The organism is Acinetobacter sp. P8-3-8 (genome assembly GCF_000214135.1).
In the GTDB taxonomy this organism is placed as follows: domain Bacteria; phylum Pseudomonadota; class Gammaproteobacteria; order Pseudomonadales; family Moraxellaceae; genus Acinetobacter.
Genome location: NZ_AFIE01000011.1, coordinates 19,699 through 37,635, shown reverse-complemented (window position 1 = coordinate 37,635; position 17,937 = coordinate 19,699). Strand labels below are relative to the sequence as shown.

The following is a 17,937-nucleotide window of genomic DNA, read 5'->3' as shown; positions in this document are numbered from 1 at the left end:
AAATGAAAAGTAGTAAACTGAAATCAACCCTACATATTGTAAATGTTGCAAATGGATAAGTGAGTATATCGATGAAAGCTGTTTTTTTAGATTATGAATCTTTAGATAAAAATGATTTGGATTTTTCCCAGTTAAAAACAGCTTTTGACGAACTCATTCTTTATCCATCGACTACACCTGAACAAGTTTTAGAGCGTGTTCAAGATGTTGATGTGATCATCAGCAATAAAGTGATGCTTGATGCAAATACCATTGAGCAGTGCCACCAATTAAAGTTGATCTTAATTTCAGCAACAGGGACCAATAATGTCGATTTAGTCCAAGCCAAATCTCAAGGTGTGGTTGTGTGTAATTGCCAAGGTTATGGCACTTCAGCAGTCGCACAGCATACGATTGCACTGATGTTGGCATTAGCAACCTCGTTATTAAAATACGACCAAGCGGTGAAACAAGGGCAATGGAACAACTCGCCAATTTTCTGCTTACTGGATTTTCCAATTATTGAATTATCAGGAAAAACACTAGGTGTCATTGGTTATGGTGAACTTGGCAAAGCTGTTGCTAAACTTGCCGAAGCGTTTGGTATGAATGTACTGGTCGGAGCTTTACCAAACCGTAGCAGTGATGAAAAGCGAGTCCCTTTTGCTGAATTGTTGCCTCAAGTAGATTTCTTAACTTTACATTGCCCATTAACCGATGAAACTAAAGATTTAATCAGCGCTCCACAATTTGACCTAATGAAAAACTCTGCATTTTTAATCAATTGCGCACGTGGCGGTATTGTCAATGAACAGGCGCTTGCAGATGCATTAAGACAAGGCAAAATTGCAGGTGCAGCAACCGATGTGCTTTCAATAGAACCACCAAAAGAAGGCAATGTGTTGTTGGCTGAAGATATTCCTAACTTAATTATTACCCCACATAGCGCATGGGGCAGTGTGCAAGCACGTCAGCGTATGGTGAATCAGTTGTTTGAGAATGCTGAAGCATTTAAGCAAGGACAGCCGATTCGTCAAGTGAATGGGTAAATCTTATCTTAAAGGCTCTCCCTATTGTTTTGTAGAAAGAGCCTTTAAGGTTATATTTCGAAGTTATATAAAGCAGAAATGATAAGTGCGAATCAATTTAATTAACGAGGAATGCCTGCTTCATCATCGGATGGTTTATTTACATTTGAATCGGTAGGAATTGAATTATTTTCAATAGGTAAAGACTGCTTCTTAATTTCAGGTTCTTCTTGAACTGTATTTTGCACGTTTTGTGGCGCTACCTGTTGTGCTGGCGGAGCCATGACATGTGTTTCAGTGGCGGCACTTGGTGTTGAAACAGGTGCTACATGATTCATGGTACTGCTTGGCGGTGTAGAAGATTGACTTAAGCTGCCTTGTTCAATCGGTACGTTTGAGTCGGTTTTACCCAGTATTCTATCTTTGGTCTGTTCTACTTTTTTAACTGTTTTATCAATGCCTTCACGAGTATTGTCACGGGCAATCGTTGCTTGTTCTGTAGTATAGGTTTTTGTATTTTCAACAGTTTCATCAATTTTAGGCTTTATCTTTTGAATCCCTTTTTCAGTGGCATTGCCAACTTTTTCAGCCGTATTTTGAATTGCTGAACCTGTTTTATATGCCAATACTTTAAAAATGTTCGGGTTATCACCATAGGGTGGTGTCTGATTGGTATTTTCTGTTTGAGCAAATAATGATGATGACATTAGAACAGCAGTACTGACGCATAAACCTTTGATTATTTTCATTAACTCTTTCATCTCTCTATGCTGACTGCTGTTGAGCCATCAACTAAAATAATATTGTGACTATGCTACTGTGTTATTGATCCAATAGATGGATTATTAGAAAAATGAGTACAGAAAAATACATATCTATACATTGGAAATATTAAAAACGCTTGTTGTAAAAAAGCTCACCGAAGTGAGCTTTGACTAAACCTGAAATTAAAACCTTATTTTGTTCCAGCTTTTGCTTCAGTTGACACACCAACTTTGGCACTAGCAACAGGTGTTTTCACTTGAGCTTGTGAATTCACATTTACATTTGTAGATTTTGGCTTAACAACATCTTTGGTTTTTTGCCAAGTTTTGCTTGTTGCTGTTTTGGTATTTTTAGCTGCTTTAGAGCTTAGTTCCTTGGTGTTTTTCCAAGCGCCTTTAGTTGCAGCTTTACTTTTATCGACACCTTTTTCAATGCCATGACCTGCTTTATCAGCAACATTTTTAGTGCCGTCCCATGCATCTTTAGACACATCAACAGTTTTATCGACACCTTTTTCAATGCCATTGCCTACTTTGCCTGCCACATTTTTAGTGCCATCCCATGCATCTTTAGACACATCAACGGTTTTATCGGCACCTTTTTCAATGCCATTACCGACTTTGCCTGCCACATTTTTAGTGCCATCCCATGCATCTTTAGACACATCAACAGTTTTATCGGCACCTTTTTCAATGCCATTACCGACTTTGCCTGCCACATTTTTTGTGCCATCCCAAGCGTCTTTAGATACATCACGGGTTTTATCAACGCCTTTTTCAATACCACTACCGACTTTATCGGCAGTATTTTGAATCCCTTGACCAATGTTATGTATCAGACCACCTTGGGTATTGGTGTTTACTTCAGCAGATGCATTTACACTACCATTTACGGCTGTGTTTGCAAAAAGAGGAGAACTCGCAATAAGTGCTGTTGCGATAACTGTTGTTTTAAGCATTTTCATAATTGCTTTTATCCTGTGCTTGAATCACATCTAGTTTAAGTCAGCGTCATATTAATCGGAAATGTTGTGGAAAACAGGTTTTGAGATAAAACATCAACAGCTTATCTACAGAGTTTTAACAAAAATGAAAGAATTGTGAATGGAGTTTACACAGCAAGCATTTTTAAATCATTGATTTATAGGTTTTCAATCCATTTTATTCTTTTTTAAAGTTACAACTGTAGTCAGTGTTGTTTAGAAATTCTTGAATAGATAGGTGGTACGTGAATAGTCAGAGTCCACAAGAATCACTTAATCATGATGAGATCATGTTTAAGTGATTCTTGCTATTTTAATTACATTTTTCTAAATTTGATGTCTTAAAATTATTTTTCAATGAATTGAAATTCTTGGTTTTTTCAGGGCTTTGCACATCAAAAACAGTTTGAGTATTTTCGACATCAGCTTTTACATTGGAAAATGCTGAAATCAATTGGTCTCCGTTAAAGATCCAGTATTCAGTGGCTTTGCCTGTTTCAAAGTTACCTGTGAACTCAATAAGGCAGTTGTCTTTTTGTTTAATCAGACGAGCTAAGTTGTGTTTTGTTGTAGGTTCAGCAGAGATGTTTTTATGCTGTTCTAAAACCACGGGGGCGTTGGGATTGGTCGGTGTGGTTGAGCAAGCGGTGAGGGTGAATGTGATTAGTAAAGAGGATAATACAATTTTTGGATTCATTGATTTTTGATCTTGAGATGAATTTAATAGCTTCAGTTTATATGTACTTAGATAAAAATTTAAATTGATTTGGTTCTAGATTGGTAATTATATTGATGTTGGATAATAAATAGGGGGTACTATAAATAAAGAAAATTAATAAACTAACTTAGATCACTCCAACGATTATGTAATAAGTGAAAATGTTCATAATATGACGAAGACTTATTTCTTAAATCATCCAAGACTTCTTTGAAGGTTTTATGTGTTCTGATTACTTGAGATCGCATCATACTTTTCACTATTTCTTCTTCAAATTCGCTATATCGGATACTAATAGCAACTGATTCATAGTAATTCAAAATATAGTGTACGACTGATTTTTCTTTAGGAGATAGTGAATTATATTTATCCAATGTTAAAGTTTCATCATTCGCTAAAATTCCATAAATACTATCAAATTTTTCATTATAACATTCAGATAAGCGCGCATTCATAATGGTTTGAATAGAGTGGTTTTTCATATTGCTATGAAGTTGGCTTCTTACGGTATAAAGCCAGCCAATTACAGCTAAAACAACACCAAGGAAAGTGATAAATTTATCATTGAAGAAGATAGTTTCCTTTGAAATTTTCAAACCTAAAAAGAGATAAGTATAAAAATAAGAATTCCAAAGAATAAATAGAAAAGATGTTAAGAAACAAATAGAAATTAAAAAATCTATCTTAAAGTAACTTTTCTTTCTGATAAAGAAAGCATCATTATTAAATACATATTTAAAAAATAAAAAAGTAGAAATATATGGAATTAATAAAAGTAAAGTTTGCAAAAAGTTGAAATTACTCATTCTTATTCTGCTTAATAAAGGAAAAAAGAAGTCTTACAATAACCTTTTCTTAGTTGCTAAGATAATTAGCATAATTAATCTAAGGCTTAAATAAGTAGCATTAAAAACCCCACTTATTTAAGCAGGGTTCTCATTTTATTTCAAATATTTGCTTAATGCTGCAACACCGAAATATCCGCAACACTGGTAAACAAATCACGCAACTGAGCCAGTAAACGTAAACGGTTCGCTTTCAATTCAGCATCTTCCGCCATGACCATTACACCTTCAAAGAAAGCATCAATTGGTGCACGCAACGCAGCTAACTTAGAAAGTGCTTCTGTGTAGTCTTTCGCAGCCAAAAGTGGTTGAACTACAGGTAGAACATTTTGAATCTCTGCATAAAGTGTTTTTTCAGCATCTTCAACTAACTTAGACTCAACAATCTCACCTGTAGGCGCAGCTTCTTTCGCCAAGATATTCGCAACACGTTTATTCGCAGCAGCCAAAGCAGCAGCTTCAGGCAAACTACGGAAATGATTCACCGCAGTTACACGCTTATCAAAATCAAGAGGTGATTTTGGCGAAAGCGCTTGAACCGCTTGAATCACATCAACAGCAACGCCTTGGTCTTCATATTTCGCACGGTAACGACCTTCAAGGAACGCAACCGCATCTGCCAAAGTCTTGTCGTGGTCTTTTAATACATCACCATAAGCAGCCAAAGCAAGCTTGATCAATTCTTCAATCGAAACATCAAGATTATTTTCAGTGACTAAACGCAAAATACCAATCGCAGAACGACGTAAAGCAAACGGGTCTTTCGAACCTGTCGGCGCTTGACCAATACCGAAAATACCAGTCAGCGTGTCTAAACGATCCGCAAGGGCAATCGTAGTACCAGTTTTAGTTTTTGGTAAAACATCACCCGCAAACTTAGGTAAATATTGCTCACCTAAAGCTTCCGCAACTTCATCATTCTCGCCTTCAATACGTGCATAGTAAGTGCCCGCAATACCTTGAAGTTCTGGGAATTCGCCAACCAATTCAGAAGTTAAATCACACTTTGCAAGAAGTGCTGCTTTTTCAGCATCCGCAGGGTTTGCACCTGTGATAGCAGATAAAGCCACAGCTAATTTGGCAATACGTTCAGATTTATTCCAAAGCGTACCTAACTGTGCTTGGAAAACCATATTGGCGAGTTTTTCTTTACGAGATGCAAGCGGTTGCTTTTGGTCTTGTAAGAAAAAGAATTCAGCATCAGACAAACGAGGGCGTACAACTTTCTCATTGCCTTCAATAATTTGAGTCGGATCTTTAGACTCAATATTTGAAACGGTAATGAAATAAGGCTGTAATTTGTTATCGCTATTCACTAAACAGAAATACTTCTGATTGTCTTGCATCGTCGTGATTAACGCTTCTTGAGGCACAGCAAGGAAACGTTCTTCAAAGCTGGCACGAAGCGCAACAGGCCATTCAACCAATGCGGTTACTTCATCACGAAGGTCGCTTGGAACAATCGCAATCGCATTCACTTCATCAGCAAGTGCTTTAACTTGTTGGTCAATGATTGCTTGGCGTTCTTCAAAATTCGCTACAACTTTTGCAGTGCGAAGCGCATCTAAATAAGCATCCGCATTGGCTAAAGTAATCGCTTCAGGTGCATGGAAACGGTGACCATAAGTCACATTACTTGCTTTATGATCCTGAATGGTAGCATCAACAACATCATTGTCTTTTAACAACACAACCCATTTTACAGGACGTACAAATTCAGTACGGCTTGCCGCAGAACGCATACGTTTTGCAATAGGAAGATTATCTAAAGCAGTTTGTAAAATTTGTGGTAGTAAAACATCAAGACTTTGACCTTTCACATCTTTTAGGTAGCAAACTTTTTCAACTTTACCCGCTTGGAAAGTTGAAACTTGATCCGCAGTAATGCCTTGACCACGCATAAAGCCTTCAAGTGCTTTGGTTGGTTTACCTTCTGGATCATAAGCAGCTTGTACAGCAGGGCCGTCAAAACGTTTTTGAGTATCTGCTTGAGCACCATCTACATTGATAATTTTCAATGCCAAACGACGAGGCGCTGCATAAGCTTCGATAGAATCAAAAGCTAAGCCTGCATCTTTTAAGCCTTTTTCTGTTTCAGCTTGCAATGCGTCGCGTAAAGTTTTTAAGCTTTTTGGAGGAAGCTCTTCACAGCCAAGTTCAAATAAAACTGTATGTTTAGACATTATTTGTTCTCCGCTGATTTTTCTGCTTGAGCCGCTTCTGCTTCAACCTGAGCTTTCAATTGAGCTAAAACTTCATCACGTAAATGTGGTTCTGCCATTGGGAAACCAAGCTTGGCACGAGCAGCCACATAACTTTGCGCAATTGAACGCGCCAAAGTACGTACACGTAAAATATAACGTTGACGTTCAGTCACAGAAATTGCACCACGTGCATCGAGTAAGTTAAAGCAATGAGATGCTTTAATGACTTGTTCATAGGCCGGCAGTGGAAGTTCAGCCTCCATTAAGCGCGTTGCTTCAGCTTCATAGAAATCGAATAATTCAAACATTTTTTCAACGTTGGCATATTCAAAGTTATACGTTGATTGCTCAACTTCGTTTTGATGGAATACATCGCCATAAGTCACAGTACCAAACTGACCTTTGGTCCAAACAAGATCGTAAACAGAATCGACACCTTGTAGGTACATGGCCAAACGTTCAAGACCGTAAGTGATTTCACCTGTTACTGGGTAACATTCAACACCACCGACTTGTTGGAAGTAGGTAAATTGAGTCACTTCCATACCGTTTAACCAAACTTCCCAACCTAAGCCCCATGCACCGAGCGTTGGAGATTCCCAGTTGTCTTCTACGAAACGAATATCGTGAGTAAGGGTATCAATACCAATGGCTTTTAACGAGTCTAGGTAAAGCTGTTGGATATTGTCTGGGTTTGGTTTCAGTACCACTTGGAATTGGTAATAGTGTTGCAAACGGTTTGGGTTTTCGCCATAACGACCGTCTTTAGGACGACGTGATGGTTGAACGTATGCTGCGTTCCAAGTTTCAGGCCCAAGTGCGCGTAAGAATGTTGCAGTGTGGAATGTCCCTGCACCCATTTCCATATCGTAAGGTTGTAAAATGACACAACCTTGTTCAGCCCAGTAGTTTTGTAAGGCAAGAATTAAGCCTTGGAATGTATCAATATGCGATATGGCGCGACTCATGCAGCATCCATTATAAATATAAGAAAAAATTGGTTCTAAGTATAAGGATTTTGCGAGTGAGTGGCAAAGGAGTTATGAGAATATCTTTTATTGTTTTCTATAACTTTGTAACGATGATTTATCAACTAACTCGATCTTAATGGCGGCTCAGGAATACCATTTTGTTTTTTGTTGATGTTATGTTATAACATTTCAATTATAAAAATGATCATTCTATAGGAGAATTAAAATGATGATTTCTCAAAAAATGCTGATGGGGTTACTGTTTAGCAGCGTTTTACTAGCAGGGTGTGGGGATGATGATTCAGATACTCAGCGTTCCGTCACTCAGCCATCCGTTCCTAAAACAGACCATCAAGGACGTTTGGTGATTGCAAATGCTGATACTGAAAGGCCATTACTTTCCATATATGATTTAAATGATAAAAAGAATATCAATACAATCGCACTTACCACCGCACCTGCTACGATATACAGTAGTCCACAATCGCGTTTTGCTGTCTTATTAAGCCGTAATGAAGGTGTTGTTCAGTTTGCAGATAGTGGTATTTTCCTTAAAGATAATCAATTGCAGATCAATACGCCTAATTTACTGACCTATCAGTTTAAAGGCGCTAAACCTACACATTTCCGTAGTTTTAATGGGCAAGCTGCAATTTTTTATGATGGTAACGATACAGAAACGTCTAAATTTGACTATTTCAATGATCTTGCCATTGAGAAACAGTCAATTGCTACTCAGCAACTGCCTGTAAAACATCATGGTGTTGCAGAGCCTCGTGGGAATTATGTTTTAAGTACATATTTACCCAAAGATTCTAATCTTTTAAGTATGGTCAAAAGCTATGAATTGCATGGAGACCATTTTCATGAAGAACAAACTTTGCTTAATCCATGTGATAAGTTGCATGGTGCAGGATCGATTGCAAATTATACGGCTTTTGGATGTCTAGATGGCGTATTGGTGGTTGAGCAAAAGGGCAATACATTTACCGATAAAAAAATTCCAATTGATCAACGTATTACAACTATCGTTGGACATGAAAAGTTAAATCAATTGGTTGGATTTGCGACAGGCACAGGGGATATGTTTATCATTGACCCTAAAAATTTAAATGCAATGAATTTTGACTGGGCTAAAGGCGCAACACAAAGTGATGGAGTCACCCCAGTTAAGCGTTTACAGCATGTGATGAATGCGGTTGGAAAATATTTTGTTATTTTAGATAGCGTAGGAACATTGCATATCATCGATACAACACATTGGAGTGTGGTTGGGAAGCTGAATGTTATTGAAAATCCAGTCGCTACTGAGTTAGCCAAAAGCCGTTTGGTGGTCAATGCAGCCTCTGAAAGCATTTTTATCAATGATACAAAAGCAAAGAAAATTCTTGAAATAGATTTGAAAACGCCAAAAATTGTACAAAGTATTCAATTGACGGATGTCCCAAATGCATTTACTTGGGTAGGTAACCCAAGCAGGTAAAATAACTTTGTTGAGTTAAATGATGATTTAAAAACCTATGAATTTTCGTAGGTTTTTATTTTATTACTTGTTTTTATTGGCTGGTCTTTATTGTTTAGCCTGAATAGGACGTGAAAATAATTTTAAACCCGACCAATAACAACAACCGACCAACACCGCAATCACATAAAAATACCATGTTGAAACCCATTCCAATATTGAAGTGGGAAGCGAGCCAATAAAAACCAAATAACCGATGATCGTGACTATGAGCCACATCAGCACTGAACCCATCACAATCGTAAAAAAGTTGAGCCAGTTTTTCCGTGCTAACCACATTGAAAAAACATAAGCAATTGGAACAGTCAGAACACAATAAACCATATAAATCAGCAGGCTAATACCACCTACGGTAAGTAAAGACTGTAAATTAAATTCATGATTTATAAAAATAAATAGAATAGCGAGTAAAAGCTGAATCAGGATGGGTGCAAAAAATAAGGCTTTTAAAATGGTTTTGTTATTATATTGACTCATGATCCAAAACAACGAAAGGATTTGAAGATGAATAAAGCATGCATGATAACCATTATTTTATCTACAGTTATTTATTCCACATTTGCCTATGCAGGTGATCAAAATACCTCAGATGATGCCTATAGTCGATGCGTAGATCAGACCATTGAAAAGTGGGAGTTGGGAGGTATCAATAATGCTGTTGTGGAGTCATGTAGTAACCAAACCAAGGTTATCTATGAAAAGCAAATCGTAAAATTGTTAGATCAAATTAAACAGCAAAGTGCAAAATACCAACAGCCTGAACGCTATAAAGACATCATGAAATCACAACAGCTTTGGAAAAGTTATGTTGACCAAGAATGTAGCAATGCTGGTGCCTATATTGGGTCACCAATGTATGGGTTTTGCCCGATGACCGAATATGGAAAAAGAGTGGAACAGCTACAAGAGTATGCAGGTAATTGAAAAATAAATTAATTTAAAATACTTATCTAGCTCAGCACAAATACTCATCAAACTAAGATAGATAATAAATGCATCTTATAAGCACAACATCGTATAATTGCGCACTTCAAAAGTGCAAAAGCGAAGGATTGTCGTGTTCCATACGCAACTTGAATGGTTAAATACCTTAAAGCCTAATTTTAAAGTTTTACCGCTAAAAGATCGCTTAGTCTGTGGTATTGGGGCCTTAATTGGTTTGGCAATATCATCGCTGATCAGTTGGTATGTGCTTGGCGATTTCAACGCATGGTACATTGCACCAATGGGTGCTTCATCTGTACTGTTATTTGCAGTACCCGCTAGTCCATTGGCACAACCATGGAATATGGTGGTTGGCAATACCATTGCAGGAATCATTGGTGTGACCTGTGGTATGTATATTCCCAATCTAACCGAAGCGTTTAGTGTTGCGGTTGCATTGGCCATTTTTCTCATGATGACCACAGATTCATTGCATCCACCGAGTGGGGCAGTCGCAATTACAGCAGTATTAGGTGGAGAATCTGTTCATCAACTGGGTTATTACTTCATTTTTTATCCAGTGCTTTTAAACTCAGTATTACTTTTAGTGATTGCAATTATTTTCAACCGTTTATTGGGCAAACAATATCCACAAGTTGCTCAATTGAATACACGTTCTAAAGATCCAACGCCTACGCAAAAAGTCACGATTCAACCGCAAGATATTCAGGAAGTTTTAGAGCATCAAACAGAACTACTCGATATTAGTGAATATGACTTACAGAAAATTATTTTAGAGGCGCAAGAAAAAGCCAATGCTCGAGCTGTGAGTCAATATCTTTGCCAAGATATTATGACCAAGGACGTGATTTGCCTACAAGAACAAGAAGATATTCAGAATGCATTGGAAAAATTTAAACATGTGAATTTGATGAGCCTCCCCGTGATCAATAAAGAGCATCAATTGGTGGGTACATTGGCACTTTATGAAGTGGTGGAATGGTTTAAACGTACCGCGGATCCGAGAGCTCCATGGGAACATTTAGTGAAGCAAATTATGGATCGTAAGGTGGTGACGGTACAACCGACTCAACCGATACAAGATTTAGTGCCTTATTTCGTGGAGCGTTCCTTCAACTACATTCCTGTGGTGGAAAATCAAAAGCTGGTTGGGATTATCAGTCGAGCAGATATGATAGCTGTGATGCAACAGCAACTTAATCGTGTTACACATCCAAATTAATGGTTTGATTGGGCTTTTATTATCAGACAAAAAAGCATAAAAAAAGCTACGTCAGTTTGGGGGAACTGGCGTAGCGGAAAAAGAAAATCTAAATTGGTATTAAATCAATTATCTTGATCTTTCATCAACAATCGTACGAACTTGATGCTGATAGCCCTGTGGGCTGTCTAGTCTAAGCTCTTGTTTTGGGATAAGTAACCAAAGTACCAAATACACAATAATCCCAGGGAAAGCGGCACTTAAACACGATACCAAAACAAAGATGATACGTAGCAATGTGACATTCCAACCAAAACGTTCAGCAATACCGCCCATTACACCGGCGATCATGTTATGTCGGCTAGAACGATATAAACCAGAATTGGCCATCAAAGTCTCCTTTAGCATTTAAAAAGATACAACATGAATTTGTCATATAACTATTAAATGGTGATAGTGTGAATTTATTAAAGGGTAATCCGCAGATTATTTGTAAATATTGTGTAAACTTTTGTAGATTCAGCATCTTGCATAAAATATGGGTCGATTTATCTGTACTGTACTTTTTTATACTTTTGTAAAAAATAGTTTGAGATCATTCCGTGAATCGAAACAACACAATACTATACTGATATTCACAATCAAAATTTGATATGTATTTACTCAGCATAATGTGGTTTTGGATTCATGTACTTAAATTTAAATAAAGTAGGATTTTTTCGAATACTGAGCATGAGTATTTGTCTAGGGTTAGTTGCTTGCGATTCACAAGACTCTATAGATCAAGAACATACTGCGGATAGTCAAAATTCATTAAGTAAAGTTGAATCAGAAAGCCCATCACAACGTGCAAATTCAGCAAAAAGACTGACCGAAGTTGCAGGGCAAGCCACATTACCCGCTGCTTCAGAACTTAAAGGTGTAGATCAGCAGACACCGTTATCTGCAAAAGCAGAGTCATTCGTAGGGCGTTATCATACCCAAATTAGTTGTGCAGATCGTTTCGTCAATTGTGAAAAAGGCAATGCTGAATTTATTATCAATCTACTGCCCGATGGAACAGCACATCGCAATATTGTGTATATGGGAAAAATGACTTATGAGAATAATGAAATAAAGCCAAATCGCTCATATCAAAAAAATACATGGGTTTATGATGATGTGAATCATCAGATTGTGATCAATCGTATAGAAGGCATACAATTTTTCTATAAAGTGAATGTTGATGGTAATTTAGTCATGGATTTAGATAGAATTTTAAATAGTAGCGAAAGCAATCGACTTTATTTCAATCAAAATAATCCTGCACCAGAAAAAGCCTATGTTCTTACAAAGTTGAACAATTAAATCGTATAGATTGCATGATTAAAAATTAAACATGACATTAGAGATAACGTCAGTTCGGGATAAACTTTGATGTAAGTTATTGAAAAGATAGATCAGGCACAGCGGAGTCTTACCGGTTAAAAGTCAAATGCAAGGATTAACCTTCGGTTCGACCTGAGAGGTATTACCTCGCAAGGCTTTCGGGAAAAGTAGGCAAAACCATTTGTCAGTCGCCAACTCGACAGATACCATCATGTATCTAATATCTTGCAAAAACAGTATATTTCAGATGTAGTCCTGCCTCAAACAATGCGACTGACGTTTCCGCGTATCAGATAGTTGGGAACATATTTTATCTCGAACTCAGGTTAGAGATACTATTAGATAGAGTCGTGAGCTTAGATCGTATTTTAGTTCACGACTAATTGGATGAGTATTTTATATCCTTGTTATTGAACATAATATAAGAACATTTAAACTATTTCACTTCATCTGAAAATCTAAGAATTATAAAAAACAATTAAAAATGAATAAATTATGGTTTTTTATTGGCTTCGATAAATCATTGGTTTCTAGTGCTAGTATCAATCCAATTTTACTCACGTGATTTTACTGTATGCAAAATCAGACGCCTGAAAAGGCAAGTACTTCAATATTGACACTGGCTGCGTTGGGTGTAGTTTTTGGTGATATTGGAACGAGTCCACTCTATGCACTCAAAGAAAGTTTTCATGCAACACATGGTATGCCGATTAACGAAATCAATATTTTAGGGATTCTCTCATTAATTTTTTGGACGATTACGCTCATCGTTTCATTGAAATACGTCTTGGTGATCATGCGGGCGGACAATAATGGTGAAGGGGGGATCATGGCATTATTGGCTTTGAACCTTCGTCAAAACGGATTATCCAGAAGAACAAAACTAATCATTACTGCTTTAGGCTTTATTGGTGCATCTTTATTTTTCGGGGATGGAATCATTACTCCAGCAATGTCAGTATTGTCTGCTGTTGAAGGTTTATCTGTTGCTACACCGACATTATCAAAATTTATTTTACCGATTAGCATTGGTATTTTAACAGCCTTGTTCTTGGTACAAAGACATGGCTCAGCCATCATGGGGAAATTTTTTGGCCCGATTACGTTAGTATGGTTTCTAACCATAGGCGGTTTAGGAGTGCTGAGTATTATTCAAAGTCCTTCAATTTTGGCCTTTTTGAGCCCGCATTGGGGAATTTCGTTTATTCTCACCAATCCAATGATTTCGTTCTTTGTGATGGGCGCGGTTGTCCTTACTGTCACAGGTGGCGAAGCACTTTATGCCGATATGGGGCATTTTGGTGTATTACCAATTCGCCTAGGTTGGTTTCTGATTGTTCTTCCTTGTTTGGTTTTGAATTATGCAGGACAGGGGGCTTTACTTCTTAGAGATCCTTCGGCGATTTCTAACCCATTTTATTTACTGGTTCCGTCATTGTTGCTTTATCCAATGATTGTACTGGCTACTGCTGCCGCTGTTATTGCATCACAAGCGCTGATCAGTGGTGTGTTTTCAATGGCAAAGCAAGCGATTCAATTGGGATATTTACCACGGTTAACTGTATTGCATACTTCTGAGTCAGAAGTCGGACAGATTTATATTCCGTTATTAAATTGGTTATTATTCATTTCTATTATTGTGGTGGTTTTACTGTTTAAAACCAGTAGTCATTTGGCTGGTGCATATGGATTAGCGGTAACGGTCACCATGTTCTGCGACACGCTCTTGGTTGGGTTCTTGGCCTATAGTTATTGGAAATGGAAGACATGGAAGCTGGTGTTGTTTATTGTCCCATTCATTTTAATTGATTTAGTGCTTTTAAGCTCAAACCTACTTAAATTCTTTATTGGCGGATGGATGCCTGTATTAGTTGCGACAGTGGTCTTTACTTTGATGGTCATTTGGAAGAATGGTAAGACAACATTACAAGCTAAATTACAGAGTGACACTTTACAGTTAGAGATGTTTATTCAGTATTTGGGTGATGAGGTAAATAGAGTCGTAGGAACGGCGGTATTCCTGACAGGATCACCAAATGTGGTGCCTCATGCACTACTACATAATTTAAAACACAATAAAATTCTGCATGAACGGAACATATTGGTTACTGTTGATGTTCAAGACATCCCTTATGTGCCGAGTGAAGCAAGATATGATGTAGAAATACTCGATAAAAATTTCTATCGTATTCACTTGAAATATGGTTTTAAAGAACAGCCAAATATTCCAGCTGTACTGGAAACAATTTTCAATGCATACGGTTTTGAATTTAATTTGATGGAAATCAGTTTCTTTGTTTCACGTGAACGAGTTGTTTCTAAGCAGCAAACACTTTTAGCAAAATGGAAAGAGCAGGTATTTTCGACAATGCATAAAAATACCAGTCCAATTAGTGATTTTTATCAGATTCCTTCAAACAGGGTTGTTGAGATTGGTAGTCAAATCGAAATTTAAATAACGTTCTCATCAAAGTTAGAAGTCGGAGTGGATACTCCGACTTTTTTTGATATTCAATAAGTGTTGATGATGGGCGATATGAAGTTTGTTTTAATGCTTGTATATCAATACGTAAAGCGATTTGAACGATGTGGTGGGTTGTGTGGGGTTCGAACCCACGACCAATAGATTAAGAGTCTACTGCTCTCCCAACTGAGCTAACAACCCGCAACAGACATTCAAAAATCATTTAAACATGTATGAGAAGTAGCAAAATTTTGAGAATGGTGAATCATCTAAAACAGATGTTTGGTCTTCTTTAGAACGTTTACAGATGTGCTTTCTATAATCGGTATTATAGTCTTAATTAGATAACACAGAAAGTTAGATTATTTAGAAAGAAACTTTGACAATCAGAATTTGAGAATAACAATGAATGGTGGGTCGTCCGCGATTCGAACGCGGGACCAACGGATTAAAAGTCCGCTGCTCTACCAGCTGAGCTAACGACCCTGAGCGAGGTATAACGAAAAAATATTCGTTGAAGTTTTTAGAAAAGGGATTTTCTTAAAACATTCGACCTGAGCAGGTATGTAAAATTAGATTTTACAAAGAGATGGTGGGTCGTCCGCGATTCGAACGCGGGACCAACGGATTAAAAGTCCGCTGCTCTACCAGCTGAGCTAACGACCCATCAAGGAATCAAAATAAGTGGTGGGTCGTCCGCGATTCGAACGCGGGACCAACGGATTAAAAGTCCGCTGCTCTACCAGCTGAGCTAACGACCCACATATATTTAAGTTTTCACTTAAATATGCAGTGCAAAATGAATTTTAACACTACTTTGTTTTGATGGAGCGTATTTTAGCAAGTTATTGATAGAGCGCAAGCAAAAATTAATAAAGTTTGCAACGTTCGGTTATAAATAACACAAATTTAGCCATTTCACAGGAGAAATGGCTTGAATTTGACTTAGAAACGATATTGATATGCTTCGATATTAGCAATAATCTCTGCATTTACATCACAATAAGCTGTTTTGCTAGGCAGTAAAACCAATAAACGATCAGATGTTTTTTTCGGATCGAACGCTTGTTCTTTCAGTTTATTCTTCTGATATTTAAAGGTTCCCGTAGTTTCAACAGTTTGTTGTACACGTAAAAAAACGGGTACAGCATAAGCAGGGAGGTGTTTTCTAAACTCAACCACCATTTGCGCTAAGTCCTCATTGTTTAGGCATTCACCCTCATGTAGTGTGATTGCCGCCATACCCGCACGACCATTGGTATTTGGGATCTCAACGCCATAAACCACGGCCTCGGTGATTTTAGGGTATTCACTAACAATGTTTTCAACTTCCGTGGTCGATACATTTTCACCTTTCCAGCGGAAAGTATCACCTAAACGATCTATAAATTGTGCGTGGCGAAAACCAATATCTCGTACCAAATCACCCGTGATAAAATAAGAATCTCCTTTTTGGAAGACATCTTTCATAATCACGGATTTATTTTTTTCAGGATCTGTATAGCCATCGAAAGGGGAGCGACTGGTAATTTTTCCAATCAGTAGGCCGACTTCACCTTTTTTAACTTTGCAACAATTGCCTTTTTGATCACGGATTGCTTCATTTTTATCTTTATCAAATTGAATAATCGCATACGGTGTTGGAGAGAAACCAACAGTATTGTCAAAGTTGAAAATATTGCTGAAGCCTACATTGCCTTCACTTGATGCATAGAGTTCTAAAATTTCTTTTACACCAAAACGTTGTTTGAATTTGCCCCAAATATTTGGGCGCATACCATTTCCAATCATTTTGGTGACACGGTGAGAACGGTCTAACTCAGATGGCGGGGCATCAATCAAATAACGGCATAATTCGCCGACATAACCAATGGCAGATGCATCGAATTTTTTAACATCAGACCAGAAAGAGGATGTAGAGAATTTACGACGAATCGCAAGTGCTGAACCACCAGCGATGACACCACACCAGCAAACCACCATGCCTGTTGCATGGTAAAGCGGTAGGGTGCAATACATTACATCATCTTCGCCTAAGTTTAAAATATGACCATACGTTCCATAAGCGAGCGTCCAACGGCTGTTGGTGAAGATTACGGCTTTAGGTAAACCTGTTGTTCCAGACGTATAAATATAAAATAAACCATCTTTCCCTTTTACGCTGTGGGTCGTTGATGGATTAAATTTAGGGAATTGATCAATTTGTTCAGCAAGGTTAATAAAGCCTTGAGGTGCAGTACCTGGTTGTTTAAATGTATCTTGGTCTGCAAACCAATGGAAACGATCTGGGGCAATGTTTAAGTCTTGGCGAATTTCATCAATTGCTGCACGGCATTCTTCACCAGCGATAATTGCGACAGGATTTACCAAGTTAATGCTATGCGTTAGCACTTTGCCCGTTTGTGAAGTATTGACCAATGCGGTAGTCACACCAATTTTTGCTAGTGCAACAACAGAAGCAATCAATTCTGGGCGATTTTCGATCATTACGGTGATCACATCGCCTTTCTTGATTCCTTTTGATAAATAGAAATGAGCAATTTGGTTTGCCCAATTGTTGAGTTCTTGATAACTATAACGTTGGTTTTCAAATAACAGCGCGTCTCCATACGGATTGTGTTTTACAGCACGTTCAAAAGCTAAACCTAGGCCTGTTGGTGTTTTTGGCGTTCTGATATACGCTTGTTTAAGACCTGTCAGTATATTGGGAAGTTTGCTTATTAACTGTGGTAAGCGTTCTGCTACATCTGCAAATCCGATGAGATCGGTCTGTGTTGTTTGACTCATATCAATCCTATTTATTTTTCGTAATCCGATACAATTTTTAGAGCATCATAAACTTAATATGTTTATTTCATATTTTGAGCTCAAACAAAATATGGAAATAAAGTAATCCAATTTACATATGTCTTTTTAATGGTTTTGGTCTAGTGCAATCAACCTAA

Annotated in this window: 15 protein-coding genes and 4 tRNA genes; 6 read left to right on the top strand and 13 right to left on the bottom strand. The window is 37.6% G+C overall.

Features of this window, described 5'->3' with window-relative positions; genetic code table 11:
* Window positions 1-71: 71 nt before the first annotated feature.
* The gene (locus GGG_RS0107020) at window positions 72-1,028 is read left to right on the top strand and encodes a 2-hydroxyacid dehydrogenase (protein ID WP_010113382.1); all 957 of its coding nucleotides are present in this window, start codon (window positions 72-74) and stop codon (window positions 1,026-1,028) included.
* A 101-nt stretch (window positions 1,029-1,129) separates the two neighbouring features.
* Here GGG_RS0107020 and GGG_RS0107015 read toward each other — a convergent pair whose 3' ends face one another.
* From GGG_RS0107015 to glyQ, 6 genes are all read right to left on the bottom strand, one after another.
* The gene (locus GGG_RS0107015; protein ID WP_010113381.1) at window positions 1,130-1,756 is read right to left on the bottom strand and encodes a hypothetical protein; all 627 of its coding nucleotides are present in this window, start codon (window positions 1,754-1,756) and stop codon (window positions 1,130-1,132) included.
* A gap of 206 nt (window positions 1,757-1,962) precedes the next feature.
* A complete protein-coding gene (locus GGG_RS0107010) occupies window positions 1,963-2,736 on the bottom strand; it encodes a hypothetical protein (protein WP_010113380.1) in 774 nt (257 codons plus the stop codon).
* 331 nt (window positions 2,737-3,067) lie between these two features.
* Window positions 3,068-3,451, bottom strand: a complete 384-nt coding sequence (locus GGG_RS0107005; protein ID WP_010113379.1) for a hypothetical protein — start codon at window positions 3,449-3,451, stop codon at window positions 3,068-3,070.
* A 143-nt stretch (window positions 3,452-3,594) separates the two neighbouring features.
* Complete coding sequence (locus GGG_RS19565) at window positions 3,595-4,278, bottom strand: DUF4760 domain-containing protein (protein WP_010113378.1); 684 nt, start codon at window positions 4,276-4,278, stop codon at window positions 3,595-3,597.
* A 152-nt stretch (window positions 4,279-4,430) separates the two neighbouring features.
* The gene (gene glyS / locus GGG_RS0106995; RefSeq protein ID WP_010113376.1) at window positions 4,431-6,500 is read right to left on the bottom strand and encodes a glycine--tRNA ligase subunit beta; all 2,070 of its coding nucleotides are present in this window, start codon (window positions 6,498-6,500) and stop codon (window positions 4,431-4,433) included.
* Entirely contained in the window at window positions 6,500-7,489 is a 990-nt protein-coding gene (gene glyQ / locus GGG_RS0106990) for a glycine--tRNA ligase subunit alpha (protein ID WP_010113373.1), read from the bottom strand. The genes glyS and glyQ overlap by 1 nt, the downstream gene beginning before the upstream one ends.
* A gap of 229 nt (window positions 7,490-7,718) precedes the next feature.
* Here glyQ and GGG_RS0106985 point away from each other — a divergent pair, with 229 nt between their 5' ends.
* Window positions 7,719-8,975 (top strand): hypothetical protein, encoded by a 1,257-nt coding sequence (locus tag GGG_RS0106985; RefSeq protein ID WP_010113372.1) that lies wholly within the window; start codon window positions 7,719-7,721, stop codon window positions 8,973-8,975.
* An 87-nt stretch (window positions 8,976-9,062) separates the two neighbouring features.
* On the opposite strand, the gene GGG_RS0106980 is transcribed toward GGG_RS0106985, so the two are convergent.
* Window positions 9,063-9,491, bottom strand: a complete 429-nt coding sequence (locus tag GGG_RS0106980; RefSeq protein ID WP_010113371.1) for a hypothetical protein — start codon at window positions 9,489-9,491, stop codon at window positions 9,063-9,065.
* Window positions 9,492-9,518: 27 nt separating this feature from the next.
* Here GGG_RS0106980 and GGG_RS0106975 point away from each other — a divergent pair, with 27 nt between their 5' ends.
* Together GGG_RS0106975 and GGG_RS0106970 are read left to right on the top strand one after the other, a co-directional pair.
* Window positions 9,519-9,938, top strand: coding sequence for a lysozyme inhibitor LprI family protein (locus GGG_RS0106975; protein ID WP_010113370.1), 420 nt, complete (start codon window positions 9,519-9,521; stop codon window positions 9,936-9,938).
* Window positions 9,939-10,071: 133 nt separating this feature from the next.
* Complete coding sequence (locus tag GGG_RS0106970) at window positions 10,072-11,181, top strand: HPP family protein (protein ID WP_010113369.1); 1,110 nt, start codon at window positions 10,072-10,074, stop codon at window positions 11,179-11,181.
* Between the two features lie 108 nt (window positions 11,182-11,289).
* Here GGG_RS0106970 and GGG_RS0106965 read toward each other — a convergent pair whose 3' ends face one another.
* On the bottom strand, window positions 11,290-11,550 hold the full coding sequence (locus GGG_RS0106965; protein WP_010113368.1) for a PspC domain-containing protein: 261 nt from the start codon (window positions 11,548-11,550) through the stop codon (window positions 11,290-11,292).
* Between the two features lie 342 nt (window positions 11,551-11,892).
* Here GGG_RS0106965 and GGG_RS0106960 point away from each other — a divergent pair, with 342 nt between their 5' ends.
* Window positions 11,893-12,507, top strand: a complete 615-nt coding sequence (locus GGG_RS0106960; RefSeq protein ID WP_010113367.1) for a hypothetical protein — start codon at window positions 11,893-11,895, stop codon at window positions 12,505-12,507.
* 595 nt (window positions 12,508-13,102) lie between these two features.
* Window positions 13,103-14,983 carry a potassium transporter Kup gene (locus GGG_RS0106955; RefSeq protein ID WP_010113365.1) on the top strand — a complete coding sequence of 627 codons (1,881 nt, stop codon included), beginning with the start codon at window positions 13,103-13,105 and terminating at the stop codon, window positions 14,981-14,983.
* A gap of 134 nt (window positions 14,984-15,117) precedes the next feature.
* Here the strand turns inward: GGG_RS0106955 and GGG_RS0106950 are convergent.
* From GGG_RS0106950 to GGG_RS0106930, 5 genes are all read right to left on the bottom strand, one after another.
* Window positions 15,118-15,193: transfer RNA gene (locus GGG_RS0106950), tRNA-Lys, on the bottom strand.
* Between the two features lie 209 nt (window positions 15,194-15,402).
* Window positions 15,403-15,478: transfer RNA gene (locus GGG_RS0106945), tRNA-Lys, on the bottom strand.
* Between the two features lie 104 nt (window positions 15,479-15,582).
* Window positions 15,583-15,658 (bottom strand) — tRNA-Lys (locus GGG_RS0106940).
* A 19-nt stretch (window positions 15,659-15,677) separates the two neighbouring features.
* A tRNA-Lys gene (locus GGG_RS0106935) sits at window positions 15,678-15,753 on the bottom strand.
* A gap of 184 nt (window positions 15,754-15,937) precedes the next feature.
* On the bottom strand, window positions 15,938-17,779 hold the full coding sequence (locus tag GGG_RS0106930; RefSeq protein ID WP_010113363.1) for a long-chain-acyl-CoA synthetase: 1,842 nt from the start codon (window positions 17,777-17,779) through the stop codon (window positions 15,938-15,940).
* Window positions 17,780-17,937 lie beyond the last annotated feature (158 nt).